Origin of the sequence: Rubrivivax sp. A210 (assembly GCF_904426505.1) — a bacterium.
Lineage (GTDB): Bacteria > Pseudomonadota > Gammaproteobacteria > Burkholderiales > Burkholderiaceae_C > Rubrivivax.
Map to the genome: position 1 here is coordinate 176,368 of NZ_CAJGBN010000071.1, position 23,292 is coordinate 199,659.

At 70.6% G+C, this 23,292-nt stretch carries 21 protein-coding genes; 11 read left to right on the forward strand and 10 right to left on the reverse strand.

Annotated features, from left to right (window positions below):
• Position 1 precedes the first annotated feature (1 nt).
• Both JMV16_RS23070 and JMV16_RS23075 read left to right on the forward strand, forming a co-directional pair.
• Positions 2-1,750: an ATP-binding protein gene (locus tag JMV16_RS23070; protein WP_201496672.1), complete on the forward strand. Its 1,749-nt coding sequence runs from the start codon at positions 2-4 to the stop codon at positions 1,748-1,750.
• A 16-nt stretch (positions 1,751-1,766) separates the two neighbouring features.
• Positions 1,767-4,748 (forward strand): EAL domain-containing protein, encoded by a 2,982-nt coding sequence (locus JMV16_RS23075; protein ID WP_201496673.1) that lies wholly within the window; start codon positions 1,767-1,769, stop codon positions 4,746-4,748.
• A gap of 3 nt (positions 4,749-4,751) precedes the next feature.
• Here JMV16_RS23075 and JMV16_RS23080 read toward each other — a convergent pair whose 3' ends face one another.
• From JMV16_RS23080 to JMV16_RS23095, 4 genes are all read right to left on the reverse strand, one after another.
• Entirely contained in the window at positions 4,752-5,495 is a 744-nt protein-coding gene (locus tag JMV16_RS23080; RefSeq protein ID WP_201496674.1) for an amino acid ABC transporter ATP-binding protein, read from the reverse strand.
• A gap of 7 nt (positions 5,496-5,502) precedes the next feature.
• Entirely contained in the window at positions 5,503-6,606 is a 1,104-nt protein-coding gene (locus JMV16_RS23085) for an amino acid ABC transporter permease (RefSeq protein WP_201496675.1), read from the reverse strand.
• A 4-nt stretch (positions 6,607-6,610) separates the two neighbouring features.
• Positions 6,611-7,798 carry an amino acid ABC transporter permease gene (locus JMV16_RS23090; RefSeq protein ID WP_201496676.1) on the reverse strand — a complete coding sequence of 396 codons (1,188 nt, stop codon included), beginning with the start codon at positions 7,796-7,798 and terminating at the stop codon, positions 6,611-6,613.
• 74 nt (positions 7,799-7,872) lie between these two features.
• A complete protein-coding gene (locus JMV16_RS23095; protein ID WP_201496677.1) occupies positions 7,873-8,910 on the reverse strand; it encodes an amino acid ABC transporter substrate-binding protein in 1,038 nt (345 codons plus the stop codon).
• Between the two features lie 225 nt (positions 8,911-9,135).
• Between JMV16_RS23095 and JMV16_RS23100 the strand changes: the two genes are divergently transcribed.
• From JMV16_RS23100 to JMV16_RS23110, 3 genes are read left to right on the forward strand one after another with little or no spacing between them, the layout of a single operon-like run.
• Positions 9,136-10,341 carry a PP2C family protein-serine/threonine phosphatase gene (locus tag JMV16_RS23100; RefSeq protein ID WP_201496678.1) on the forward strand — a complete coding sequence of 402 codons (1,206 nt, stop codon included), beginning with the start codon at positions 9,136-9,138 and terminating at the stop codon, positions 10,339-10,341.
• Positions 10,342-10,399: 58 nt separating this feature from the next.
• Positions 10,400-10,744 (forward strand): STAS domain-containing protein, encoded by a 345-nt coding sequence (locus JMV16_RS23105; protein ID WP_201496679.1) that lies wholly within the window; start codon positions 10,400-10,402, stop codon positions 10,742-10,744.
• Between the two features lie 11 nt (positions 10,745-10,755).
• Positions 10,756-11,172: an ATP-binding protein gene (locus JMV16_RS23110; protein WP_201496680.1), complete on the forward strand. Its 417-nt coding sequence runs from the start codon at positions 10,756-10,758 to the stop codon at positions 11,170-11,172.
• On the opposite strand, the gene JMV16_RS23115 is transcribed toward JMV16_RS23110, so the two are convergent.
• From JMV16_RS23115 to JMV16_RS23125, 3 genes are read right to left on the reverse strand one after another with little or no spacing between them, the layout of a single operon-like run.
• Positions 11,169-11,675, reverse strand: a complete 507-nt coding sequence (locus JMV16_RS23115) for a TPM domain-containing protein (RefSeq protein ID WP_201496681.1) — start codon at positions 11,673-11,675, stop codon at positions 11,169-11,171. The two genes, JMV16_RS23110 and JMV16_RS23115, sit on opposite strands and share 4 nt — an antisense overlap.
• Positions 11,675-12,574, reverse strand: coding sequence for a TPM domain-containing protein (locus JMV16_RS23120; RefSeq protein ID WP_236580671.1), 900 nt, complete (start codon positions 12,572-12,574; stop codon positions 11,675-11,677). The genes JMV16_RS23115 and JMV16_RS23120 overlap by 1 nt, the downstream gene beginning before the upstream one ends.
• 19 nt (positions 12,575-12,593) lie before the next feature.
• A complete protein-coding gene (locus JMV16_RS23125; RefSeq protein WP_201496683.1) occupies positions 12,594-13,244 on the reverse strand; it encodes a LemA family protein in 651 nt (216 codons plus the stop codon).
• A gap of 121 nt (positions 13,245-13,365) precedes the next feature.
• On the opposite strand from JMV16_RS23125, the gene hemE reads away from it, so the two are divergent.
• The 3 genes from hemE to JMV16_RS23140 all read left to right on the forward strand — a co-directional run bounded on the left by hemE (position 13,366) and on the right by JMV16_RS23140 (position 17,215).
• On the forward strand, positions 13,366-14,460 hold the full coding sequence (hemE, locus tag JMV16_RS23130; RefSeq protein ID WP_201496684.1) for a uroporphyrinogen decarboxylase: 1,095 nt from the start codon (positions 13,366-13,368) through the stop codon (positions 14,458-14,460).
• A 355-nt stretch (positions 14,461-14,815) separates the two neighbouring features.
• Positions 14,816-16,873 carry a primosomal protein N' gene (locus JMV16_RS23135; RefSeq protein ID WP_201496685.1) on the forward strand — a complete coding sequence of 686 codons (2,058 nt, stop codon included), beginning with the start codon at positions 14,816-14,818 and terminating at the stop codon, positions 16,871-16,873.
• Positions 16,874-16,885: 12 nt separating this feature from the next.
• Complete coding sequence (locus JMV16_RS23140) at positions 16,886-17,215, forward strand: arsenate reductase (RefSeq protein ID WP_201496686.1); 330 nt, start codon at positions 16,886-16,888, stop codon at positions 17,213-17,215.
• A 34-nt stretch (positions 17,216-17,249) separates the two neighbouring features.
• On the opposite strand, the gene JMV16_RS23145 is transcribed toward JMV16_RS23140, so the two are convergent.
• Genes JMV16_RS23145 through JMV16_RS23155 form a run of 3 tightly spaced genes read right to left on the reverse strand, consistent with a single transcriptional unit; the run spans position 17,250 to position 19,647 of the window.
• Positions 17,250-17,468 (reverse strand): hypothetical protein, encoded by a 219-nt coding sequence (locus tag JMV16_RS23145; RefSeq protein WP_201496706.1) that lies wholly within the window; start codon positions 17,466-17,468, stop codon positions 17,250-17,252.
• A gap of 46 nt (positions 17,469-17,514) precedes the next feature.
• The gene (locus tag JMV16_RS23150) at positions 17,515-18,111 is read right to left on the reverse strand and encodes a hypothetical protein (RefSeq protein WP_201496687.1); all 597 of its coding nucleotides are present in this window, start codon (positions 18,109-18,111) and stop codon (positions 17,515-17,517) included.
• Positions 18,112-18,123: 12 nt separating this feature from the next.
• A complete protein-coding gene (locus tag JMV16_RS23155; RefSeq protein WP_201496688.1) occupies positions 18,124-19,647 on the reverse strand; it encodes a YifB family Mg chelatase-like AAA ATPase in 1,524 nt (507 codons plus the stop codon).
• A 300-nt stretch (positions 19,648-19,947) separates the two neighbouring features.
• Here JMV16_RS23155 and JMV16_RS23160 point away from each other — a divergent pair, with 300 nt between their 5' ends.
• The 3 genes from JMV16_RS23160 to gshA all read left to right on the forward strand — a co-directional run bounded on the left by JMV16_RS23160 (position 19,948) and on the right by gshA (position 23,273).
• A complete protein-coding gene (locus JMV16_RS23160; protein WP_201496689.1) occupies positions 19,948-20,286 on the forward strand; it encodes a P-II family nitrogen regulator in 339 nt (112 codons plus the stop codon).
• A gap of 33 nt (positions 20,287-20,319) precedes the next feature.
• Entirely contained in the window at positions 20,320-21,840 is a 1,521-nt protein-coding gene (locus JMV16_RS23165; protein ID WP_201496690.1) for an ammonium transporter, read from the forward strand.
• A 140-nt stretch (positions 21,841-21,980) separates the two neighbouring features.
• Complete coding sequence (gene gshA, locus JMV16_RS23170) at positions 21,981-23,273, forward strand: glutamate--cysteine ligase (RefSeq protein WP_201496691.1); 1,293 nt, start codon at positions 21,981-21,983, stop codon at positions 23,271-23,273.
• Positions 23,274-23,292 lie beyond the last annotated feature (19 nt).

Genomic DNA, 23,292 nt, shown 5'->3' on the forward strand with positions numbered 1-23,292 from the left:
GATGGTTGCGCCGCTGGCCGTCGCCGTGTGCCAGAACTTCGCCGGCGAGGTGCGCGCGGCCATCGCCGCCGAGGGCTGGACCGATGTCGCCACGGTCGCCTTTGCGGCACGTTGCGGTCGGCCGCGCATGAGCGATGAGGAACTGGCGGCTCTGCTGCCGCCCACCTGCTCGCGCACGCTGCTGGTGGGCCGCTGCTGCCTGGGCCCGGTGGACGCCGGCGCGCAGGCCCGGGGCCAGCGGCGCCTGGTGCCGGACCAGTGCTTCGACCTCGTGGCCCCGCCCGCCCTCGTGGCCGAGGCCATGGCCGACGGCGCCTACCTCGTCACGCCGGGCTGGCTGGCCCAGTGGCCGCGCCACCTGGCCGAGCTGGGCTTCGACGGCGCCGCCGCGGCCGGCCTGTTCCAGGAGGTCGCGCAGCGCCTGCTGCTGCTGGACACCGGCGCAGCCAGCGAGACCGCGGCGCCATGGGCGGCCTTGCAGCAGGCCCTGGGCCTGCCGGCCAGCCGCCTGGCCGTGGGGCTGGACCGCACGCGCGACTGGCTGGCCCGCGAGGTGGCCGACTGGCGGCTGGAAGCAGCGCAGCGCGAGGCCGCGGCGCGGCGGCAGGAGCAGGCACGCGAGCGCGCCGACCACGCCACCACGCTGGACCTGCTGCGCCGGCTGGCGCTGGCACCCAGCGAAGAGGCCACGGTGGCCGGCATCGAGGAGCTGTTCCGCCTGCTTTTCGCGCCTGCCGCCTGGCACTGGGTGCCGGTGCAGGACGGCGCGATGCAGCCGCAGCCCGGCCTGGCGCCGGAGCTGGCGGACTTGCTGCGCAACATGCAGGGCAGCCATGCGCCCTGCCCCTCCGGTCGCGGCCTGGCGCTGCGCCTGGCACGCGGCGAGCGCACCCTGGCCTACGCCATTGCCGACGAGGTGGCCTTCCCGCAGTTCATGGGCCGCTACGCGGCCCTGGCCGTCACGCTGGCCGGCCTGTGTGCGCTGGCCATCGAGAGCGGGCGCAACCGGCGCCAGCTCGTCGAGGCCGAGAAGATGGCCTCGATGGGCATCCTGGTGGCCGGTGTGGCGCACGAGATCAACACCCCCGTGGGCGTGGGCCTGGCGGCGGCCACCACGCTGCTGGACCACAGCCGCGAGATCACCGACCAGTTCGCCGCCCGCCGCATGACGCACACCGCCCTGGCGCAGTTCCTCGAGCTGGCCGGCGCCGAGGCGCAGCTGATTGCGCGCAATCTCGAACGCATCGGCAAGCTCATCGACACCTTCCGCCAGGTCGCGGTGCAGGGCCGGTCGCCCGAGCGGCGGCGCTTCGCGCTGGCCGACTGCATCCACGAGACCATCGCCAGCCTGGGCGATGTGCAGGGCGAGAGCGGCTGCGAGATCAGCGTGGCCTGCGCGCCGGGGCTGGAACTGCTGAGCTATCCGGGAGACTGGGTCAGCGTGCTGCAGAACCTGCTGACCAATTCCATTCGCCATGGCTTCCGCCAGCGCGGCCACGGCCGCGTCGACATCGGCGTCACGCAGGCCGATGGCCACCTGCTGCTGGACTACCGCGACGATGGCGCCGGCCTCGCGCCCGAGGCCGCTGCGCGCGTCTTCGATCCCTTCTACACGACCGACCTGCAGCGCGGCATGGGTCTGGGCATGTACCTGGTCCACAACCTGGTGGTACACAGGTTCAAGGGCTCGATACGGCACGATGCCCAGCACCGGCCGGGGGTGCGCTTCCTGATCGAAGTTCCCCTTTGAAATCGGGGTGGCCAAGATGATCGAATCCGAAGCCTTCGACGCACTGTTCGCGCCCGAGCCGGCAGAGGCCGGAACGTCCGCCGCCGCCGCACCAGCGGCGCGCTGGAAGGTGCTGCTGGTGGACGACGACAGCGACATCCGCGCCGTGCTGCACCTGGCGCTGCGCGATGTGGTGGTCGAGGGCCTGCGCCTGGAGCTGCTGGACGCCGACTCCGCCACGGCGGCACGCGCGGCGCTGGCGGCCCACCCCGACATCGCGCTGCTGCTGCTGGACGTGGTGATGGAGACCGAGGACGCCGGCCTGCAGCTGGTGCGCCATGTGCGGCGCGTGCTGGGCAACCGCACGCTGCAGATCATCCTGCTCACCGGCCAGCCCGGCTATGCGCCGCAGCGCGAGGTGGTGTCGCAGTTCGAGATCGACGGCTACCGGCTCAAGTCGGAGCTGACCACCGACAAGATCTTCGTCTCGGTCTATGCCGCATTGCGCACCCACCAGGCGCTGCGCGACCTGGTGGCCCGGCGCGCCGAGCTGGAGACGCTGGCGCGCACGCTGCGCGAGCGCGAGGACAGGCTGCGCTCGGTGGTCGAATCGGCGCCCGACGCCATCGTGCTGGCCAACCAGGAAGGCATCGTCTTCGGCTGGAACGAGGGCGCGAGCCAACTCTTCGGCCGCAGCGAGGCCGAGATGCTGGGGCAAACCGTGGCCTGCCTGCTGCCACCGCCGCAGCAGGAGGCGGTGGCCGCCTTTCTGCGGCAGGCGCGTGCCGGCGCCCTGGCTGCACCCATGCTGGGCCGTGCCATCGAGTTGAGCTGCCTGCGCAAGGACGGCGTGGAGCTGCCCATCGAGCTGGTGCTGGGCTCGTGGACGGCGGACGGCGAGCGCAATTTCAGCGCCATCGTGCGCAACATCAGCGAGCGGCGGCGGGCCGAGGCCAATCTGCGCCTGGCCGCCACCGTCTACGCCAGCAGCTGGGAAGGCATCGTCATCACCGATGCGCGCAGGACCATCATCGATGTCAACCCGGCCTTCTGCCGCATCACCGGCTACGCCAAGGAAGAGGCGGTGGGCCACAAGCCGCGCCTGCTGTCATCGGGCCGCCACGGCGACGACTTCTACCGACGCATGGATGCCTCGCTGGCCGACTTCGATTTCTGGCAGGGCGAGATCTGGAACCGCCGCCGCAGCGGCGAGGTCTATGCCGAGATGCTGTCGATCTCGGTGGTGCGCGACCCGGCGGGCCGCATCCAGCACTACATCGGCGTCTTCTCCGACATCAGCACGCTCAAGGCGCAGGAGCAGGAGCTCTACCGCATCGCTCACTTCGACGCCCTCACCGGTGTGCCCAATCGCCGCCTGCTGTCCGACCGCCTGGCGCAATCGATCGCTCGCGCGCTGCGCACCGGCAAGGCGATGGCGGTCTGCTATCTCGATCTCGACGGTTTCAAGGCCGTCAACGACAGCCACGGCCACGACGCCGGCGACGCGCTGCTGATCGAGATTGCCGAGCGCCTCAAGCATGTGCTGCGCGCCGACGACACGCTGGCGCGGCTGGGCGGCGACGAGTTCGTGGTGCTGCTTACCGACCTGGCCCAACCGAGCGACTGCAACCTGGTGCTGCAGCGCATGCTGGGCGAGGTGGCCAGGCCGGTGAGGATAGAGGGCACCGAGATCAGCCTGTCGGCCAGCATTGGCGTCACCACCTTCCCCGAAGACGATGACGACGCCGAGACACTGCTGCGCCATGCCGACCAGGCCATGTACCTGGCCAAGCAGGCCGGCAAGAACCGCCATCGCCACTTCGACACCGAACGCGACCGCGAGGTGCGGCTGCACCAGGGCGAGCTGCAGCGCCTGCGCGAGGCCCTGCGCGACGGCGAGTTCGTGCTGCACTACCAGCCGCGCGTGGACCTGGGCCATGGCGCCGTCGTCGGCGTGGAGGCCCTGATCCGCTGGGAGCACCCCGAGCGCGGCTGCCTGCTGCCGGGGCAGTTCCTGCACCACCTGCTCGGCTCGGAGCTTGAGGTGCCGCTGGGCGAATGGGTCATCGAGGCCGCGCTGCGCCAGATGCACGCCTGGAAGCGCCAGGGCCTGGCGCTGGCGGTCAGCGTCAACATCAGCGCCGACCACCTGCTGCAGGCCAGTTTCGCCCACCAGCTGCGCGGGCTGCTGCGGCGCTATCCTGAACTCCGGCCCCAGGATCTGGAGCTGGAGATCCTCGAGTCGGCAGCCCTCACCGACATGAAGGCTGCCGTGTACACCCTCACCCAGTGCCGGCAGCTCGGCGTGCAGATCGCGCTCGACGATTTCGGTACCGGCTACTCCTCGCTGACCTACTTTCTCAACCTGCCGGTGCAGGTGCTCAAGATCGACCAGAGCTTTGTGCGCGCGATGCTGGACGACCCCAGCGCGCTGGGCATTGTCCAGAGCGTGGTGCATCTGGCGCGGGCCTTCAACCGCACCGTGGTGGCCGAAGGCGTCGAGTCGGCCGAGCTCGCCGCGGTGCTGCCCGCCCTGGGCTGCCAGCACGCCCAGGGGTTTGAAATCGCGCGCCCCATGGCCGCCGCGGCCCTGCCGGCCTGGATGGCGCATTGGCAGGCCAGCCAGCCCTGGCGCCACCTCGAGCGGCCACTGCCCGGCGAGACGCTGACGCTGGCGGTGGTCGCTCGCTCGCTGCGGCTGTGGGTCGACGAGATGCTGCAGCAACTGGACGCAGAGACCGGCGACCTGCAGCCGGGCCAGGACCCGGCCAACGCCGCCTTTGCACGCTGGTTCAGCGGCAATGGCACGGCCCGCTACGGTGCGCTGCCGGAATTCAAGGCCATCGCCCGTGCCCACGAAGGCCTGCAGGCGCACGCCGCACGCCGCAGCGGCCTGGGCACGGCGGTCGACCGCGCCGCCAGCCGGCAGCGCCTGCTGGCGCAGCGCGACGAGATCCTGGCGCTGCTGCAGGCCATCCAGGCGCGACAGGCGGCCGCGGCCGACGCGCCCGCGCCCTGAGCCTCAGTGGCCGAGGATCTTCGAGAGGAAATCCTTGGTGCGCTCGCTCTTCGGGTTGTTGAAGAACTCGTGCGGGTCATTCTCTTCAACGATCTGGCCCTGGTCCATGAAGATCACACGGTCGGCCACGGCCTTGGCGAAGCCCATTTCGTGGGTGACGCAGATCATCGTGATGCCGCCCTTGGCGAGCTCGGTCATCACGTCCAGCACTTCCTTGATCATCTCCGGGTCCAGCGCCGAGGTGGGCTCGTCGAAGAGCATGATCTTGGGCGTGAGGCACAGTGCCCGCGCGATGGCCACGCGCTGCTGCTGGCCGCCCGAGAGCTGCAGCGGGTACTTGCCGGCCTGCTCGGCGATGCGCACGCGCTTGAGGTTGGCCATGGCGCGCTCTTCGGCCTCTTTCTTGGGCAGCTTGCTCACCCACATCGGCGCCAGCGTCAGGTTCTCCAGCACCGTGAGGTGGGGGAAGAGGTTGAACTGCTGGAACACCATGCCGACCTGCTTGCGGATGGCCTCGATGGCCTTCACGTCGTCGGTGAGTTCAACCCCGTCGACCTTGAGCGTGCCCTGCTGGTGCTCTTCGAGCCGGTTGATGCAGCGGATCAGCGTGCTCTTGCCCGAGCCGCTGGGACCGCAGATCACGATGCGTTCGCCCTTGGCGACGCTGAGGTCGATGTCGCGCAACACATGGAAGCTGTTGCCGTACCACTTGTTGACCTTCTCGAAGGTAATGATGGCTTCGGTCATGGTGTGTTCAGCGGTTCTTGCTCATGGACAGGCGCTTCTCGATCCACAGGCTGTAGCGAGACATCGAGAAGCAGAAGGTGAAGTAGATCGCCGCGATGAAGAGATAGGCCTCGATCTTGAAAGGCCGCCAATCGCTGTCGGAATTGAGCGCCAGACCCATCGCGCCGGTCAGCTCGTAGAGGCTGACGATGGTCACCAGCGAGGTGTCCTTGAAGATGGCGATGAAGTTGTTCATGATGCCCGGCACCACCAGCGCCAGCGCCTGCGGCAGGATGATCTTGCGCTGCGCCTGCCAGTAGCTCAGGCCCAGGGTGTCGGCGGCCTCCTGCTGGCCCTTGGGGATGGCCTGCAGACCGCCGCGCACGATTTCGGCCATGTAGGCGGCGGCGAACAGCGTGATGCCCACCAGCACGCGCAGCAGCACGTCGATGCTGGTACCCGGCGGCATGAACAGCGGAAACATGAAGCTGGCCATGAAGAGCACGCTGATCAGCGGCACGCCGCGGATCAGCTCGACGTAAATGACGCAGATGGTCTTGATCGCCGGCATGTTGCTGCGCCGCCCCAGCGCCACCGCCACCGCCAGCGGGAAGGCGAAGACGATGGACAGCGTGGCCAGCATGATGGTCAGCGGCAGGCCCCCCCAGCGGTCGGTGGTCACCGGCGCCAGGCCCAACACGCCACCCAGCATCAGCGTGAAGAACAGGCCCAGCACGGCGGCCCACAGCAGCAGCAGCCAGGGCTTCCAGAAGGTACGCACGCAGCTCGCCACCAGCAGCGCCACCAGGGCCAGCGTGGCAATCTCGGGCCGCCATTGCTGGTCAAACGGGTAGCGGCCGAAGATGATGAGGCGGTGCTTCTCGGTGATCACGCCCCAGCAGGCGCCGACGCCGCGCGCCGCCTGGCACTGGTCGGCATTGGCCGCCGTGACGGCATGGAGCACGGCCCAGCTGAAGAGCTGCGGCAGCAGCCACAGCGCCAGGCCGGCCATCAGCAGCGTGACGACGGCGCTGGGCAGATTGCCGAAGAGGTTGCGGCGCATCCACGGCACCAGCCCCTCGGTCTTGACCGGGGCCGGGCGCGGCTCGATGGGGGTGAAGGTCGCGGACATGGCTTCACCGCTCCTTGATGGCCGAGCGCTTGTTGTACCAGTTCATGATCCCCGAGGTGGTGAGCGAGGTCGTGAGGTAGACGGCCATGATGAGGGCGATGCACTCCACGGCGCGGCCGGTCTGGTTGATGGCTGTGTTGCTGATCGACACCACGTCGGGGTAGCCGATGGCCACCGCCAGCGACGAGTTCTTGGTCAGGTTGAGGAACTGGTTGGTCATGGGCGGGATGATCACGCGCAGCGCCTGCGGCAGCACCACCAGGCGCATCTGCTGGCCCTTGGACAGGCCCAGGGCGCCCGAGGCTTCGCTCTGGCCGCGCGGCACCGACGCGATGCCGGCGCGCACCACTTCGGCGACGAAGGACGCGGTGTAGAAGACCAGGCCGAGCAGCACCGAGATGAACTCGGGCGTGAACGAGCTGCCGCCGTCCACCGAGACCTCGCCCGCCTTCGGGATGTTCCAGGCCGTCGGTGCGCCGCCCAGCAGCCAGCCGGCCAGCGCGCAGGCCACGATCAGCGCCAGCGCCGGCAGCAGCACCGGGCGCGGCCGGCCCGTGGCCTCGAAGTGGCGGCGCGCGCTGCCGGCCCACAGCCAGGCCAGCACGGCGCCGGCCACGGCCCCGGCAGCCGACAGCGCCTGGCCCGTGCCCCACACCGGCACCGGATAGCTCAGGCCGCCCTTGCTCAGGAACACCAGGCCACCCAGTTGCAAGGGCTCGCCCGGGTCGGGCAGCCATTCGGTGAGCAGCAGGTACCACACCAGCAGTTGCAGCAGCACCGGGATGTTGCGGAACATCTCGACATAGGCGTAGCACAGGCCGCGCACGATGGCGTTGTTGGAGAAACGCCCCACGCCCAGCAGCGTGCCCAGCACGGTGGTCATCACGATGCCGAGGATGGCCACCTTGAGCGTGTTGACCACGCCCACCGCGAAGGCCTTCCAGTACGGGTCTGTCGACTCGTAGGGAATGAGCAGCTCGCCGATGTCGAAACCGGCCGGGCTGGTGAGGAAGTCGAAGCCGCTCTGGATGCCGCGCACGCGCATGTTCTCGAGCGTGTTGTGGGCCAGGAACCAGACCCCCAGCACGATCAGGCCCAGCGCGACGACCTGGTAAAGCACGCCCCGCGCGGCGCGGCTGCGCAGGGACCAGTCGCGCCGCCTGGGCGGTGCGGCACGCGGGGCCGTGGTCATGGGCGGGGCTCCTTCAAACCGGAAGATGCAACTCGATCACCACCGCGGCTGCGGTGGCGAAGATGCTGTCGCGATCAGCGGATGGGAGGCGCGTACTGGATGCCGCCATGGTTCCAGAGGTTGTTGACCCCGCGCGGCAGGCCCAGCGCGCTCTTGGGGCCGACATTGCGCTCGAAAATCTCGCCGTAATTGCCCACCGCCTTGATGGCGCGTGCGGCCCATTCCTTGTCCAGTCCCAGCAGTTTGCCGGTGTCCTCGGTGCCGCCAAGGATGCGGCCGACGGCGGGGTCGTCGGTCTTGGTCTTGAGCTGGTCGACATTGGCCTGGTTGATGCCGTATTCCTCGGCCTCAAGCAGCGCGAAATAGACCCACTTGGCGATGGCGAAGAACTCGTCGTCGCCGCGGCGCACGCTGGGGCCCAGCGGCTCCTTGCTGATCAGCTCGGGCAGGATCAGGTGGTCGGCCGGGGTCTTGGCTTCCTTGTTGCGCGTGCTGGCCAGGCCCGAGGCGTCGGTGGTGTAGGCCTGGCAGCGGCCGGCGAAGTAGGCGCCGGTGGCGGCCTCAAGCTTCTCGAACACGACCGGCTTGATGGCCAGGCCGTTGGCGCGCGAGAAGTCGGTGAGGTTCTTCTCGGTGGTGGTGCCCGACTGCACGCAGACGGTGGCGCCCTTGAGCTGCTTGGCGTTCTTGATCTTGCCCTTGGACGGCACCATGAAGCCCTGGCCGTCGTAGTAGGTGGCACCGACGAAGTGCATGCCCAGCGAGGCATCACGGGTCAGCGTCCAGGTGGTGTTGCGCGAGAGGATGTCGATCTCGCCCGACTGCAGCGCGGTGAAGCGCTGCTGCGCATTCAGCGGCACCCACTTCACCTTGCCGGCGTCGCCCAGCAGCGAGGCGGCCACGGCCTTGCAGTAGTCGACGTCCAGGCCGCTCCAGTTGCCCTGGCTGTCGGCCGACGAGAAGCCGGCCAGGCCGGTGTTGACGCCGCAGACGAGTTGGCCGCGCGCCTTGATGGCGTCGATGGTCTTGCCGGCCAGCGCGGGCGTGGCGCTGAGGGCGCCAGCTGCCAGAAGGGCAAGGCACGCCAGGCGGGAAGGCTTGAATTCGAACATGGATGGACTCCGGAAGACGTTGTTGGAGGTCGGGTGGTCAATGGGCGAACTTGGTGCGCCACGGCGGCCCGACGATAGCTTCAAAGCGCACACGCAGCAACTGTGCCAATCCCTTAACGGATCGCGGCGCCGAGCCCACAGCCCTGCCGCCCGCCCACCACTATCACCGACGGCGCCGCGGCATCTATGGCACTCTTGCCGGTTCGCCCGCTACCGAGGGCTGCGATGAACAGCATGGAATTCGAACCCGACCAAGCCCTGGGCACCTGGCAGGCCGATGGGGCCCCTCCCGCCGAAGAGCGCACGGTGATGGTGACCCAGTCGCGCGCCGCGCCGGTGGCCGACGCGCGTGCCAGCTGGGTGCACTACCTGGTGGTGCTGGACGATGCCGCAGGCAGTGGCCCCGAGCGCAGCCGCCGCGTGCCCGTGGGCAGCACCACCATGCGCATAGGCCGCCGCGTGCCCTGCGAACTGGTGCTGGCCGACAGCGAGGTCTCCGGCCTGCACTGCGAGGTCAAGGCCACGCCGGGCCTGGCCGCGCTCGAGGTGACCGACCGCGGTTCGACCAACGGCAGCTTCATCGACGGCGTGCGCGTCGCCGGCACGGCCTTGCTGCCCAGCGGCTCCCTGCTCCAGATAGGCAGGCTGGAGCTGCGCCACGAGTTCCGCCCGCCGCACGAGGCAGAGCGCTCCGACGAGCTGCAGCGCGATCTCGACAGCGCCAGCCGCTATGTGCAGTCGCTGCTGCCGCCGCCCATGCGTGAGGGTCCGGTGCGAACCGAGTGGTTCTTCCGCCCCTCGGCCCAGCTCGGCGGCGACGCCTTCGGCTATGCCCAGATCGACGAGCACCGCTTCGCCGGCTACCTGATCGACGTCTCCGGCCACGGCGTGGCGGCCGCGGTACATACGGTGTCCATCCTCAATGTGCTGCGCCAGCGCGCCCTGCCGGGGGTCGACTTCGCCGACCCGGCCCAGGTGCTGACGCGGCTGAACGCGATGTTCGACATGGCGCTGCATGGCGGCCTCTTCTTCACCATCTGGTACGGCAGCTACGACCTGCGCACGCGGCGGCTGCGCTATGCCTCGGGCGGCCACCACCCGGCCTTCCTGGTGGACGCCGAACGCCGTGCGTTGAGGCCACTGCGCACGCGCAACCCCGTCGTCGGCGCCGCCCCAGGCCGCGTCTACACGGCCGACGAGGTCGAGGTCGACACCGGTGCCTGCCTGCACGTCTTCAGCGACGGCGTCTATGAGATCGAGACGGCCGCCGGCGTGCTGGGCAGCCTGGCCGACTTCACGCCGTTGCTTCTCGAACCGCCCCAGCCCGGCCTGCCTGAGCCCGAGCGGCTGCACCGCGCGGTGCGCTCACGCGCCCGGCCGGGGCCGCTGGCCGACGATTTCTCGCTGCTCAGTGTCACCTTCCTGTCTTGAAGCCGACTTAATCTGGCTGGTTAGCCCGCTTGGGCCGGCCTTGCCAGGAGAAGATGCCATGGATATCGAAGTCACCGAGACCGCGCCCGGCCGGGCGCTCAAGGTCGCTTTGCGGGGCCGCTTGGACACCGCCGGCGTGGACCGCGTCGAGACCCGGTTCATGGCGGCCGTGGTGGCGCAGAGCCGCAATGCCATCGTCGATCTGGGCGCGGTGGAACTGCTCACGTCCATGGGCATACGCATGGTCATCTCGGCCGCCCGTGCCATGAGCGCCCGCCACACCAAGCTGGTGCTGTTCGGTGCCCAGCCGCTGGTGCAGGAGGTGCTGGAAACCGCCGCCATCGACAGCCTGGTGGCCGTGGTGCCTTCAGAGGCCGAGGCGCTGGCCCTGGTGGTGGCCTGATTGGCGCCATCATGGAGCGCAAGCTGCAACTCGCGCTGGCCGCCTCGGCCGCAGGCCTGAGTCGCGGTCTGCCATCGGTCGAGGCCTTCCTGGCCGAGCGCGCGGTGGCCGCACCGGCGCGGCTGCGGGTGGCCATGCTGCTGGAAGAAGCGGTGATGAACGTGGCCATGCACGGCCTCGCGCAGCCCGAAAGCCACGAGCTGCAGCTGTCGGTGGGGGTACACAGCGACCGCGTTGAACTGGTGATCGAGGACGACGGCGTCGCCTTCGACCCGGTGACGGCGGCGCTGCCGACGCGACCGGCCAGCCTGGCCGAAGCCAGCCCCGGCGGCCTGGGCATCCGGCTGATGCGGCGCTTCGCGAGTCGACTGCACTACCAGCGCCACGACGGCCGCAACCGGCTCACGCTGGACGTGGGCCGCGACTAGCGCAGGTCGGCGCGGTCAGGCAACTCGTTGGGGTTGGCCTGGCCGGCGGCGAGCGGGAAATGCTGCGCCAGCACGGCGTCCACCGCATCCACGGCCTGGGCCAGGCCGTCCTCGAAACGGCCGCCGCGGAAGGCCTCCCGCATGGCGCCAACCACGCCGTCCCAGTGCGCCTGCGGCACGGCGCGCGCAACGGCGCGGTCGGCAACGACCTCGATCGCGTGCTCGGCCAGCAGCAGGTAGATGAGGACGCCGTTGTTGTGCTCGGTGTCCCAGACGCGCAGCTTGCCGAACATCGTCACCGCGCGCTGGCGCGGCGTGGCGTCGCGCCACAGATAGGACAGCGGCAGGCCGGCCTCGATGCACAGACGGATCTCGCCGCTGTGGCCGCGCTCGCTGGCGGCCACGCGCTGCGCCAGCCGCGCCAGCGCCGCGGCATCGAGGGCGCGTGCAGTGTCGGTCTCGTCGTACCAGCGGTGCCGGAGGATGCGTGCCAGCCTGCCCATCACCAGTCTCCCGAGGCGCCACCGCCGCCGAAATCACCACCGCCGCCGGACGAGAAGCCGCCGCCCCCACCGCCGCCGCTCCAGCCACCGAAACCACCCCCGCCGCCGCCAAAGCCACCGATATGCGGCAGGCCGCCCGAGCCGCCGGCCACCCGGCGCAACGCCGAGCCGATGCCGAACAGGCCCACCAGCACCAGCGCCACCACGGCCGCGCCGGCGGCCACCAGCAGGCTGGCCGTGAGCCACCAGCCCACACCGCCGGCCACGCCCGCGGTGAGCAGCGAGCCGAGGCGGCGGCCGAGCAGCCGTGTGACGAAGCCCCCCACCAGGGGCACGGCGACGAAGAAGAACAGCGCCAGCTCGTCGAGCTGCAGGCCGGGCCGCGCGCTGGCGGTGGCCCGCGAGGGCGGCGCCAGGCCCTCGCCCTGGATGCGCGCGATCAGGCGGTCCACCGCCTGGTTGAGGCCGCCGGCATAGTCGTTGGCGCGGAAGGCCGGGCGCAGCGCGCCGTCGATGATCTGGCGCGCGGCGAGGTCGGGGATGGCGCCTTCCAGCGCCTTGGCCACCTCGATGCGCATCTTGCGGTCGCCCTTGGCCACCAGCAGCAGCACGCCGTCGCCCATGTCGCGGCGGCCGATCTTCCAGCTGTCCGCGACACGCTGGGCATAGGCGGCAATGTCCTCGGGCGCGGTGGTGGCCACCATCAGCACCACGATCTGCGGGCCGGCGGCGGCCTCGAAGCCGGCCAGCTTGGCGTCGAGCGCGGCGATCTGCGGCGCGCTCAGCGTGGCGGTGGCGTCAATGACGCGGCCGCCAAGCGGGGGCACCGGCTGCACGTCCTGCGCGCCGGCGCAGGCCGCCCACAGCAGCGCCCAGGCCAGCAGCAGGGCGCGCAGCATCATGTCGAGGCCGCGGCGCCTACTTCGACGCCGGTGCGGCCGGCGCCGTCGGAGCAGCAGGCTTGTCGAAGCTCACCGCCGGCGGCGCCGAGATGGCGGCCTCGTTCTGCACCGTGAAGCCGGGCTTGACCGAGTAGCTGAAGACCATCGCCGTCAGGTTGCTGGGAAAGCTGCGCGCCAGCACGTTGTACTCCTGCACCGTCTTGATGTAGCGGTTGCGCGCCACGGTGATGCGGTTCTCGGTGCCTTCGAGCTGCACGCGCAAATCCTGGAAGGCGGCATTGGCCTTGAGGTTGGGGTATTGCTCGCTCACCACCATCAGGCGGCTCAGGGCGCCGGTCAGCTCGCCCTGCGCCGCCTGGAACTTGGCAAAGGCCTCGGGGTTGTTGACGAGCTCGGGCGTGGCCTGGATCGAAGTGGCGCGGGCGCGGGCCTCGATCACCTTGGTCAACGTCTCCTGCTCGAAATTGGCCTCGCCCTTGACGGTGGCGACGATGTTGGGGATGAGGTCGGCGCGGCGCTGGTACTGGTTCAACACCTCGCTCCAGCCGGCCTTGACCTGCTCGTCCAGGCGCTGGAAATCGTTGTAGCCACAGCCCGCCAGCGGGGCGGCAAGCGCGGTGACCAGCAGCAGGGCGGCAATCCGGGCGGGGCGGCGGGCAAGCGTCATTGAGGGCTCCATCTCGGTTGGCGGGCGCATCGTACCCGTCGCCTCAGATGGGGCGCCCGGCCCCGTTTGCAAGCCCGCTGGCGCCATGGGCCGGGCGGCCGGCCGGCCATAATCGCGCCCCATGTGGCCCGAACTCCAGAACGACACCTTCCTGCGCGCCTGCCTGCGCCAGCCCACCACCCACACGCCCCTGTGGCTGATGCGCCAGGCCGGGCGCTACCTGCCCGAGTACAAGGCGACGCGGGTGAAGGCCGGCAACAGCTTCATGGGCCTGGCCACCAATGTGCAGTACGCCACCGAGGTGACGCTGCAGCCGCTGGACCGCTACGCGCTGGACGCCGCCATCCTGTTCAGCGACATCCTCACCGTGCCCGACGCGATGGGCCTGGGCCTGAGCTTCGGCGCCGGCGAAGGCCCGAAATTCGCGCGCCCGGTGCGCGACGAGGCCGCGGTGGCGGCGCTGGACTGCTTCGACATGGCCAAGCTGCAGTACGTGACCGACGCCGTCACGTCCATCCGCAAGGCGCTGAACGGCCGCGTGCCGCTGATCGGCTTCTCGGGCAGCCCCTGGACCCTGGCCTGCTACATGGTGGAAGGCGGCGGCAGCGACGACTACCGCCTCGTCAAGACCATGCTCTACGGCCGGCCTGACCTGATGCACCGCATCCTGGAGATCAACGCGCGCGCCGTCACCACCTACCTGAACGCGCAGATCGACGCCGGCGCGCAGGCCGTGATGGTCTTCGACAGCTGGGGCGGCGTGCTGGCCGACGGCGCCTTCCAGCGCTTCAGCCTCGACTACACGCGCCGCGTCGTGGCCGGCCTGCAGCGCCAGAAGGACGGCAAGACCATCCCGGTCATCGTCTTCACCAAGGGCGGCGGCCCCTGGCTCGAGCAGATCGCCGATTGCGGCGCCGACGTGGTGGGGCTGGACTGGACCGTCAACCTCGCCCGCGCCCGCGCCCAGGTGGGCGGCCGCGTCGCGCTGCAGGGCAATCTCGACCCCGCCGTGCTCTTCGCCCCGCCCGAGGCGGTGGCGCGCGAGGCCGTGGCCGTGCTCGACGCCTTCGGCCGCCCCCAGCGCGCCGACGGCGGCTGGGACGGCCACATCTTCAACCTCGGCCACGGCATCAGCCAGCACACGCCGCCCGAGCATGTGCAGGCCCTGGTCGAAGCCGTACACCGGCATTCGCGCACGCTGCGCACGCCGGTCTAGGCGCCGCGGGCCGCGCCAGCGCGCGACCCTCCCGTGAGTGAGTACTCAGGGCTTGACTTATCCCCATATTGGGTGCTGCGGCGCAACGCTCAGTACCACGGGGAGTGTCGCCCCGCGAAAGGCCGAGAATTCGTGCTAAGTTGTTGATTCGTAAGCCTTAGCGGCGCTGCTGCCAAATTGGGCAACGGCAGCGCCCCCCCGAAGAATCAAGGACTTGGGCGCACTGGGCGCAGTTTTCCCACATAGTTATCCACAGAATCCGTGGACATCTGGAAAAGGCCTTCCCAATCATGGACTTGCGCCTCCTTGTTGAGGTCGAACCTGCGATTCGTGCGCAAGTTCACGAACTGTGGGCATGGCTGAGGCCCTGACCTTGAGCGTGGCCGTGGACGCCCCGCGCCACGCCGCGGTGGGCTCGCTGCTGGCCTACCTGAGTGAGCAGACACTCTCGCCGGGAACCCTGATCAACGTGCCGCTGGGCCGGCGCGAGACCCTGGGCATCGTCTGGGACGCCAGCGCCGAGCCGCCCGCCGAGGGCCTGGCGCTGCGCCCCGTGGGCGCCGCGCTGGCCTCGTTGCCGCCGCTGGATGCCGGCTGGCGCGCCCTGGTCGGCTTTGCCGCCGCCTACTACCAGCGCAGCGTGGGCGAGCTGGCGCTGGCGGTGCTGCCGCCGGATCTCCGCAAGATGGATGACACGCGGCTGGCGCGGCGCATCGCCCGGCTGCGGAAGCCGGCGCTGGCCGCGGAAGCTGAGCATGCCGCCCCGACGCGCCCCGAACTCAGCCCCGAGCAGCAGGCGGCGCTGCAGGCCCTGGCCGCGATGACCGACGGCAGCGCCACGCCGCCGCGCCCGGTGCTGCTGCACGGCGTCACCGGCAGCGGCAAGACCGAGGTCTACCTGCATGCCGCCGAAGAAGCCCTGGCGCGCGGCCGCCAGGCCCTGGTGCTGGTGCCCGAGATCAACCTCACGCCGCAGCTGGAGGCGCGCTTCGCGGCGCGCTTTCCCGGCCGCGTGCTGGCCAGCCTGCACAGCGGCCTGACGCCGGCGCAGCGCCTGCGCCACTGGCTCGCGGCCCATCTGGGCCTGGCCGATCTGGTGCTGGGCACGCGGCTGGCGGTGTTCGCGCCGCTGCCGCGCCTGGGGCTGATCGTCGTCGACGAGGAGCACGACCCCTCCTTCAAGCAGCAGGAGGGCGCGCGCTACTCGGCGCGCGACCTCGCCGTCTGGCGCGCCCACCATCTGGGCGTGCCGGTGCTGCTGGGATCGGCCACGCCCTCGCTGGAGACCTGGCAGCGCGTGCAGGAGGGCCGCTACACGCGGCTGCCGCTGGCCGCGCGCATCGGTGGCGGCGCCATGCCACGCGTGCGCCTTTTCGACATGGGCCGCCTGCCCAAGGTGCCCGGCGGCGAGCGCGTGCTGGCGCCAGCCCTGCTGGACGCCATTGCCGAACGCACCGAGCGCGGCGAGCAAAGCCTGCTGCTGCTCAACCGCCGCGGCTATGCGCCGGTGCTGCACTGCAGCGCCTGCGGCTGGAAGAGCGGCTGCGCCCACTGCAGCGCCTGGCGCGTCTTCCACAAGGCCGACCGCACGCTGCGCTGCCACCACTGCGGCCTGTCAGAACGCGTGCCGCGCGCCTGCCCCGACTGCGGCAACCTCGACATCGCGCCCATGGGCCGCGGCACCGAGAAGCTGCAGGAGCAGCTGGCCGCGCTGCTGCCCACGGCGCGCATCGCCCGCATCGACGCCGACAGCACGCGCGGCGCCGGCGAGCTGGAGCAGCAGCTCGCCGCCGTCCACGCCGGCGAGGTGGACGTGCTGGTGGGCACGCAGATGGTGGCCAAGGGCCACGATTTCCGCCGCGTCACCCTGGTGGCCGCGGTCAACCCCGACACGGCGCTCTTCAGCAGCGATTTCCGCGCCCCCGAACGCCTGTTCGCGCTGCTGATGCAGGCCGCCGGCCGCGCCGGCCGCGACGCCGAACAGGCCGCGCGCAGCGAGATGTGGGTGCAGACCTGGCACCCGGCCCACCCCCTCTATGCCGCGCTGCGCGCCCACGACTACGAGGCCTTTGCCGCCAGCCAGCTGGCCGAGCGCCGCGCCGCCGGCCTGCCGCCCTTTGCCGCGCTGGCCCTGCTGCGCGCCGACGCCCGCAGCGCCGACGCGGCGGCCGGCTTTCTGCGCGACGCCGCGGCGCTGGCCCGCACCGAGCCCGGCATCACGGTCTACCCGCCGGTGCCGCCCCATGTGGCCAAGGTGGCCGATGTCGAGCGCATGCAGATGCTGCTGGAATCGCCCTCGCGCAGCCAGCTGCAGCGCATGCTGGCCGGCTGGCTGCCGCAGCTGAATGCGCTGCGCGCGGCACACAAGGGCCTGCTGCGCTGGGCGGTGGACGTCGACCCCCTCGTAATCTGAACAGGACAAGCCATGAAGCTCTACGGCATCCCCAACTGCGACAGCGTCAAGAAGGCGCGCGCCGCGCTCACCGAGCGCGGCCTGGCGCACGAGTTCCACGATTTCAAGAAGGCCGGCGTGCCGGAATCGCACCTGGACGCCTGGCTGGCCGCCGCCGGCTGGGAGGTGCTACTCAACCGCAAGGGCACAAGCTGGCGCGCCCTGCCCGAAGCCACCCGCGACGCGGTGGTCGACGCCGCCACGGCCCGTGCCGCGATGCTGTTGCAGGCGAGCCTGATCAAGCGGCCGGTGATCGAGTGGCCCGATGGCTGCATCACGGTGGGGCTGGACGCGCTGCGCTGAAGGCGTGGCCAGGGTCGGGCCCGGCATGGCCGAGTCAGCCCGAGCCGGCTCCGCGCCGAGACCCCGAAGCGCGCTTGCGCCACAGGCGCAGGAAGATGCCCAGCGCCACCAGGCCAAGAACGACGGCAAGGGCGAACTGGCCCAGGATCGCGGCAAGCGCGGCGGCGGAGGCGACGCCGAAGCGCAGTGCGCCTTCGAAGCACAGCATGGCCAGGGCGCCCAGCTTCTGGACGAGATTGCGCGGTGGGTTCATGCCTGCAAGCGCATCGAGGACTTCTCCATCACCCGCGGCCTGGGCGTCAGCGCGCGGCCTCGACCGGCTGCAGGCCCGCGACCAAGGCGGCCTGCATGTCGGCGGGCAGGCTCGCCACGCCCTTGACCACCCCGGGGCCCCCGTGGCGCCACTGCACGACGAACTCGCGCGTCCGCGTGGCATCGGACGGGGCGTGCTCGGCGACCTGGAGCACGACTTCCGTGCCGCCTTCCACGAGCGCCGCGGAGGACAGCAGGCTGAGCACCGGCCCCAGCTCGCGCACGCCGATGACGACCACCCGGTCGAACCGAGGGCCGGCCGCGGACATTTCGGCAGCCACCGACGATGGGGCGAGATCGGGGATGCGCCGGATCTCCGAACGCGCAAAGCAGGGCGAACCGGCCAGGAAGTTTCCGAGGCCGGCCGCAGCGGCCTCCTCGCGTTGCGCCACATCCTTCTGGTCGGGGCGCCACGCCGGCGCCCACAGGACAAGTGCCGTCGCCCCCCGGTCGCACACTGGCGCCTGCGGCGAAGGTACCAAGGTGGCCGTCGTGCTGGCACATGCGGCCACGAGCGCCAGCGCCAGCGCACCGACGAGAAGCTGTGCGAGCCGCGCCGCGGCATGCCTGTGGATTCCGATCAATGAGTCCTCCCTTCAGCCCATCAAGACCCGCTGCAGCTGCAGCGCCTCGGCCAGGTGGGCGACACCTAAAGACTCGCTGCCCGCCAGGTCGGCGATGGTGCGCGCCACCTTGAGGCAGCGGTGCAGGCGGCGGCCGCTCCAGCCCAGGCGTTCGGCGGCATTGCGCAAAAAGCGCGCCGCGGCTTCGTCGAGGCGGCAGTGTTCGTCGAGGCGGCCGGCTTCCAGCAAGGCATTGGCCTCGCCTTGGCGCTGCAGTTGCCGCGCCCGCGCCGCCGCCACACGGGCTGCCACCACTGCGCTGGCCTCGCCCTCGGGCAGGGCCAGCAACTCGGCGGCGGGGGCGGCCAGCACCTCCACCTGCAGGTCGATGCGGTCGAGCAGGGGGCCCGAGAGCCGGCCCTGGTAGCGCGCCACGGCGTCGGGCGTGCAGCGGCAGGCCTTGCCTAAAGCGGCCGGCGCGCCGCGCCAGCCGCAGGGGCAGGGGTTCATGGCCGCGACGAGCTGGAAGCGCGCCGGAAAACTGGCCTGGCGTGCCGCTCGCGAAATCGTGATGCGGCCGCTTTCCAGCGGCTCGCGCAGTGCCTCCAGCGCGGCACGCGGGAACTCCGGCGTTTCGTCCAGGAAGAGCACGCCACCGTGGGCCAGGCTGATCTCGCCCGGCCGCGGCGGTGAACCCCCGCCCACCAAGGCCACGGCGCTGGCCGTGTGGTGCGGCGCGCGCACCGGGCGCAGGCCGAAGGCGGCGCCGGCGGCGACGCTGCTGCCCAGGCCGGCCAGGGCGGCGCTGGCCAGGGCTTCCTCGTCGGTGAGGGGCGGCAGCAGGCCAGGCAGGCGCTGGGCCAGCATGGATTTGCCGGTGCCCGGCGGGCCCACCAGCAGCAGGCTGTGCGAGCCCGCGGCGGCAATCTCCAGCGCGCGCTTGGCCGCGGCCTGGCCCTTCACATCGCGCAGATCGGGCCCCGGCGGCGGCGCCTCGCGCGGCAGCGGCAAGGCGCGCGCCAGCGGCTCGGTGGCCTCGCCCGGAACCAGGGCCGCGACCACCTCGGCCAGCGTGGCGGCGCCGCGCACGTCCAGCCCCGGCACCTGGGCCGCGGCGCGCGCACTGGCCGCGGGCAGCACCAGGGTGCGCGTGTCGCCGCTGCGCTGCAGGGCCAGTGCCAGCGCCAGCGCGCCGCGCACCGGGCGCAACTCGCCGGCCAGCGAGAGTTCGCCGGCAAATTCGCAGGCCGCCAGCCTAAGCGCGTCGAGCTGGCCGTCGGCGGCCAGGATGCCCAAGGCGATGGGCAGGTCGAAGCGGCCCGATTCCTTGGGCAGCTCGGCCGGCGCCAGGTTGACGGTGATGCGCTTGTTGTGGGGAAAGGCGAAGCCGCTCTGCTGCAGCGCCGCGCGCACGCGCTCGCGCGCCTCCTTGACCTCGGTATCGGCCAGGCCCACGAGCGTGAAGCTGGGCAGACCGTTGGCCAGCTGCACCTCGACGTGGACAGCCGGTGCGTCCAGGCCGTCCAGCGCCCGGCTCATCACGACCGCGAGCGACATCTTTGCGTCTCCTCCCCGGCGGCGATTGTGCGTGTACGTCGGCCGGGCTTGGCGCGCACCATTTGCGTGCGCGCCACCCCGCATCACCAAAGCAGTGCATGACATACCGCCCACGGGGGCGGCCCACGCACCGCGACGAAGTGGCCCGGTGCGCGCCAGGGCTTTGGCACAGAACCTGCAAACCCGGGCAGTGAAGCAAGTTTCCGCCTCGGAAGCCGCTGCCCAGGGCCGCTTCCCCGGCCGCCAGGGCCCACCGCCTGGCAACCCGTTCATGTTTCTGAAACCAAGGAGAGATCGACCATGAAGATGGTGACCGCGATCGTCAAGCCCTTCAAGCTCGACGAAGTGCGTGAAGCCCTGAGCGCCATCGGCGTTCAAGGCATCACGGTGACCGAAGTCAAGGGCTTCGGCCGCCAGAAGGGCCACACCGAGCTGTACCGCGGCGCGGAGTACGTGGTCGACTTCCTGCCCAAGGTGAAGATCGAGGCGGCCGTGGACACGGCCATCGTCGACCGCGTCATCGAGGCCATCGAGGCCTCGGCCCGCACCGGCAAGATCGGCGACGGAAAGATCTTCGTCACCGCGCTGGAACAGGTGGTGCGCATCCGCACCGGCGAAACCGGCAAGGACGCGCTCTAGACCGCGCCCCGCAGCCCAGACGAGACAACCACCATGAAGAAACTCATCTCCATCCTGGCCCTGGGGCTTGCCGCCCTGGGCTTTGCCGGCAGCGCGCTGGCGCAGGCCCCGGCGGCTTCGGCCCCCGAGGCCACGGCAGCGGCGACGGCCGCACCGGCAGCGGCCCCTGCCGCCGCACCCGCGGCGGCCTCAGCCCCCGCCGAACCGGCCTCGGCCGCACCGGCCCCGGTGCCCAACAAGGGCGACGTCAGCTGGATGCTGGTGTCCACCCTGCTGGTCATCATGATGTCCATCCCCGGCCTGGCGCTGTTCTACGGCGGCCTCGTGCGCAGCAAGAACATGCTGTCGGTGCTGATGCAGGTCTTCGTGACCTTCTCGCTCATCAGCGTGCTGTGGTTCGTCTACGGCTACAGCCTGGCCTTCACCGAGGGCAATGCCTTCATCGGTGGCCTCGACCGGCTGTTCCTCAAGGGCGTGTTCGACCCCGCCACCGGCAGCTTCGCGATGGCCGCCACCTTCAGCAAGGGCGTGGTCATCCCCGAGATCGTGTTCGTGATCTTCCAGGCCACGTTCGCGGCCATCACCTGCTGCCTGATCGTCGGCGCCTTCGCCGAGCGCATCAAGTTCAGCGCCGTGCTGCTGTTCATGGTGATCTGGTTCACCTTCAGCTACACGCCCATCGCCCACATGGTCTGGTTCTGGATGGGCCCTGATGCCTACACCGGCAAGGAAGTGGTCGACGGGCTCAATGCCAAGGCCGGCCTGATCTGGCAATGGGGCGCGCTGGACTTCGCCGGCGGCACCGTGGTTCACATCAATGCCGCCGTGGCCGGCATCGTCGGCGCCTACATGGTGGGCAAGCGCGTCGGCTACGGCAAGGAAGCCATGGCGCCGCACAGCCTGCCGCTGACCATGGTCGGTGCCTCGCTGCTGTGGGTGGGCTGGTTCGGCTTCAACGCCGGTTCGGCGCTCGAAGCCGGCAACAGCGCCGCGCTGGCCTTCCTCAACACCTTCTCGGCCACCGCCTGCGCGGTGCTGGCCTGGTGCGCCGGTGAAGCGCTGCACAAGGGCAAGGCCTCGATGCTGGGTGCCGCCTCGGGTGCCGTTGCCGGCCTGGTGGCCATCACGCCGGCCGCCGGCAACGTGGGCATCGTCGGCGCGCTGGTGATCGGCACCGTCGCCGGCTTCGCCTGCCTGTGGGGCGTGAGCGGCCTGAAGAAGATGCTGGGCGCTGACGACTCGCTCGACGTGTTCGGCGTCCACGGCGTCGGCGGCATCATCGGCGCGCTGCTCACCGGCATCTTCAACAACCAGGCCCTGGGCGGCCCGGGCCTGGTGACCGACTGGGTCACGGCCACGGTGGGCTCGGTCGGCATCTTCGACCAGTTCCTCATTCAGGCCAAGGCCGTCGGCATCACGGTGGTGTGGTCGGCGCTGGTGGCCTTCATCGCCTACAAGGTGGTCGACCTGACGATCGGTCTGCGCGTGCCGGAAGACGAAGAACGCGAAGGCCTGGACATCACCTCGCACGGCGAGACGGCCTACAACAAGTAGGTACCGGATGCGGGGGCGGCGGCAACGCCGGCCGCCCCCGCCACCGAACAGCCACTCACGAGAGCGCCCCCCGGGGCGCTCTTGTCGCTTCTGGCGGCGTCACCATCTGCCAGAATGCCCCACTGCAACCCAGGCTGCACATGGTTCCGCACCTCACCACCGCCCTCACCGGGCCCATCAACGAACTCGAGGCGCGCATCCTCGAGTCGATGCCGGCCATCGAACGCTGGTTCCGCCTCGAGTGGATGGAGCACACGCCACCCTTCTACACCTCGGTCGACCTGCGCAATGCCGGCTTCAAGCTGGCGCCGGTGGCCACCGATCTCTTCCCCGGCGCCTTCAACCACCTCACGCCCGAGATGCTGCCGCTGGCGGTGCAGGCGGCGATGGCGGCGATCGAGAAGATCTGCCCCGAGGCGCGCAACCTGCTGCTGGTGCCGGGCAATGCGGTGCGCAGCAGCTTCTACCTGCAGAACCTGCAGCGCCTGGTGCAGGTCTTCAACCAGGCCGGGCTGAACGTGCGCCTGGGCTCGATGGACCCCGAGGTCACGGCGGCGACGCCGCTGGCCCTGCCCGATGGCGGCGAGCTGGTGCTGGAGCCGCTGCTGCGCACGCGCGGCCGCCTCGGGCTCAAGGATTTCGATCCCTGCACCATCCTGCTCAACAACGATCTCGCCGGTGGCGTGCCGCGCGTGCTGCAGCATCTGCACGAGCAGTACCTGCTGCCGCCGCTGCACGCCGGCTTTGCGGTGCGGCGCAAGAGCCGGCACTTCCGCAGCTACGAGGAAGTGGCCAAGAAGTTCGCCAAGCTGCTGGGCATGGACCCCTGGCTGATCAACCCGCTGCACGGCCCCGGCGGCCGCGTCGATGCGGCCGGCAGCGACCCGCTGGACGCGCTGCGCGCCAACGTCGAGGCCCTCTTCACCAAGGTGCGCCGCAAGTACAAGGAATACGGCATCAACGAGCGCCCCTATGTGCTCGTCAAGGCCGATGCCGGCAGCGACAGCAGCGCCCTGGCCCTGCTGCGCGATCTGCGCGATCTCGACACCCTGGTGCCGCGCCTGCGCGAGCAACTGGCCGGCACCGGCGTCGAAGGCGAGGTCGACGTGGTGGTGCAGGAGGGCGTGGCCACCTTCGAGCGCATCCACGAGGCGGTGGCCGAGCCGGTGGTCTACATGATCGACCGCTATGTCGTGGGCGGCTTCTACCGCGTACACGCCAACCGCGGCGCCGACGAGGCGCTCGACCACGCCGGCTCCAGCTTCGTGCCGCTGGCCTTTGCCGAGAGCAGCCAGCTACCGCGACGCGGCCAGCGCCCGGGCGCCAGCGCGCCCAACCGTTTCTACATGTATGGCGTGGTGGCGCGGCTGGCCATGCTGGCCGCGGCCTACGAGCTCGAAGCCAGCGACCCCGACGCCGAAAGCTTCGATTGAGTCCAAGAACCTCGGCGGC

Bases quoted from the DNA above. Each gene is read 5' to 3' on its own strand.
- JMV16_RS23155 (WP_201496688.1), bottom strand. From the start codon at position 19,647: ATGTCGCTCGCGGTCGTGATGAGCCGGGCGCTGGACGGCCTGGACGCA.
- JMV16_RS23145 (WP_201496706.1), bottom strand. From the start codon at position 17,468: ATGAACCCACCGCGCAATCTCGTCCAGAAGCTGGGCGCCCTGGCCATG.
- hemE (WP_201496684.1), top strand. From the start codon at position 13,366: ATGTGGCCCGAACTCCAGAACGACACCTTCCTGCGCGCCTGCCTGCGC.
- gshA (WP_201496691.1), top strand. From the start codon at position 21,981: ATGGTTCCGCACCTCACCACCGCCCTCACCGGGCCCATCAACGAACTC.
- JMV16_RS23105 (WP_201496679.1), top strand. From the start codon at position 10,400: ATGGATATCGAAGTCACCGAGACCGCGCCCGGCCGGGCGCTCAAGGTC.
- JMV16_RS23140 (WP_201496686.1), top strand. From the start codon at position 16,886: ATGAAGCTCTACGGCATCCCCAACTGCGACAGCGTCAAGAAGGCGCGC.
- JMV16_RS23080 (WP_201496674.1), bottom strand. From the start codon at position 5,495: ATGACCGAAGCCATCATTACCTTCGAGAAGGTCAACAAGTGGTACGGC.
- JMV16_RS23110 (WP_201496680.1), top strand. From the start codon at position 10,756: ATGGAGCGCAAGCTGCAACTCGCGCTGGCCGCCTCGGCCGCAGGCCTG.
- JMV16_RS23135 (WP_201496685.1), top strand. From the start codon at position 14,816: ATGGCTGAGGCCCTGACCTTGAGCGTGGCCGTGGACGCCCCGCGCCAC.
- JMV16_RS23090 (WP_201496676.1), bottom strand. From the start codon at position 7,798: ATGACCACGGCCCCGCGTGCCGCACCGCCCAGGCGGCGCGACTGGTCC.
- JMV16_RS23115 (WP_201496681.1), bottom strand. From the start codon at position 11,675: ATGGGCAGGCTGGCACGCATCCTCCGGCACCGCTGGTACGACGAGACC.
- JMV16_RS23120 (WP_236580671.1), bottom strand. From the start codon at position 12,574: ATGCTGCGCGCCCTGCTGCTGGCCTGGGCGCTGCTGTGGGCGGCCTGC.
- JMV16_RS23095 (WP_201496677.1), bottom strand. From the start codon at position 8,910: ATGTTCGAATTCAAGCCTTCCCGCCTGGCGTGCCTTGCCCTTCTGGCA.
- JMV16_RS23165 (WP_201496690.1), top strand. From the start codon at position 20,320: ATGAAGAAACTCATCTCCATCCTGGCCCTGGGGCTTGCCGCCCTGGGC.
- JMV16_RS23070 (WP_201496672.1), top strand. From the start codon at position 2: ATGGTTGCGCCGCTGGCCGTCGCCGTGTGCCAGAACTTCGCCGGCGAG.
- JMV16_RS23160 (WP_201496689.1), top strand. From the start codon at position 19,948: ATGAAGATGGTGACCGCGATCGTCAAGCCCTTCAAGCTCGACGAAGTG.
- JMV16_RS23075 (WP_201496673.1), top strand. From the start codon at position 1,767: ATGATCGAATCCGAAGCCTTCGACGCACTGTTCGCGCCCGAGCCGGCA.
- JMV16_RS23125 (WP_201496683.1), bottom strand. From the start codon at position 13,244: ATGACGCTTGCCCGCCGCCCCGCCCGGATTGCCGCCCTGCTGCTGGTC.
- JMV16_RS23085 (WP_201496675.1), bottom strand. From the start codon at position 6,606: ATGTCCGCGACCTTCACCCCCATCGAGCCGCGCCCGGCCCCGGTCAAG.
- JMV16_RS23100 (WP_201496678.1), top strand. From the start codon at position 9,136: ATGAACAGCATGGAATTCGAACCCGACCAAGCCCTGGGCACCTGGCAG.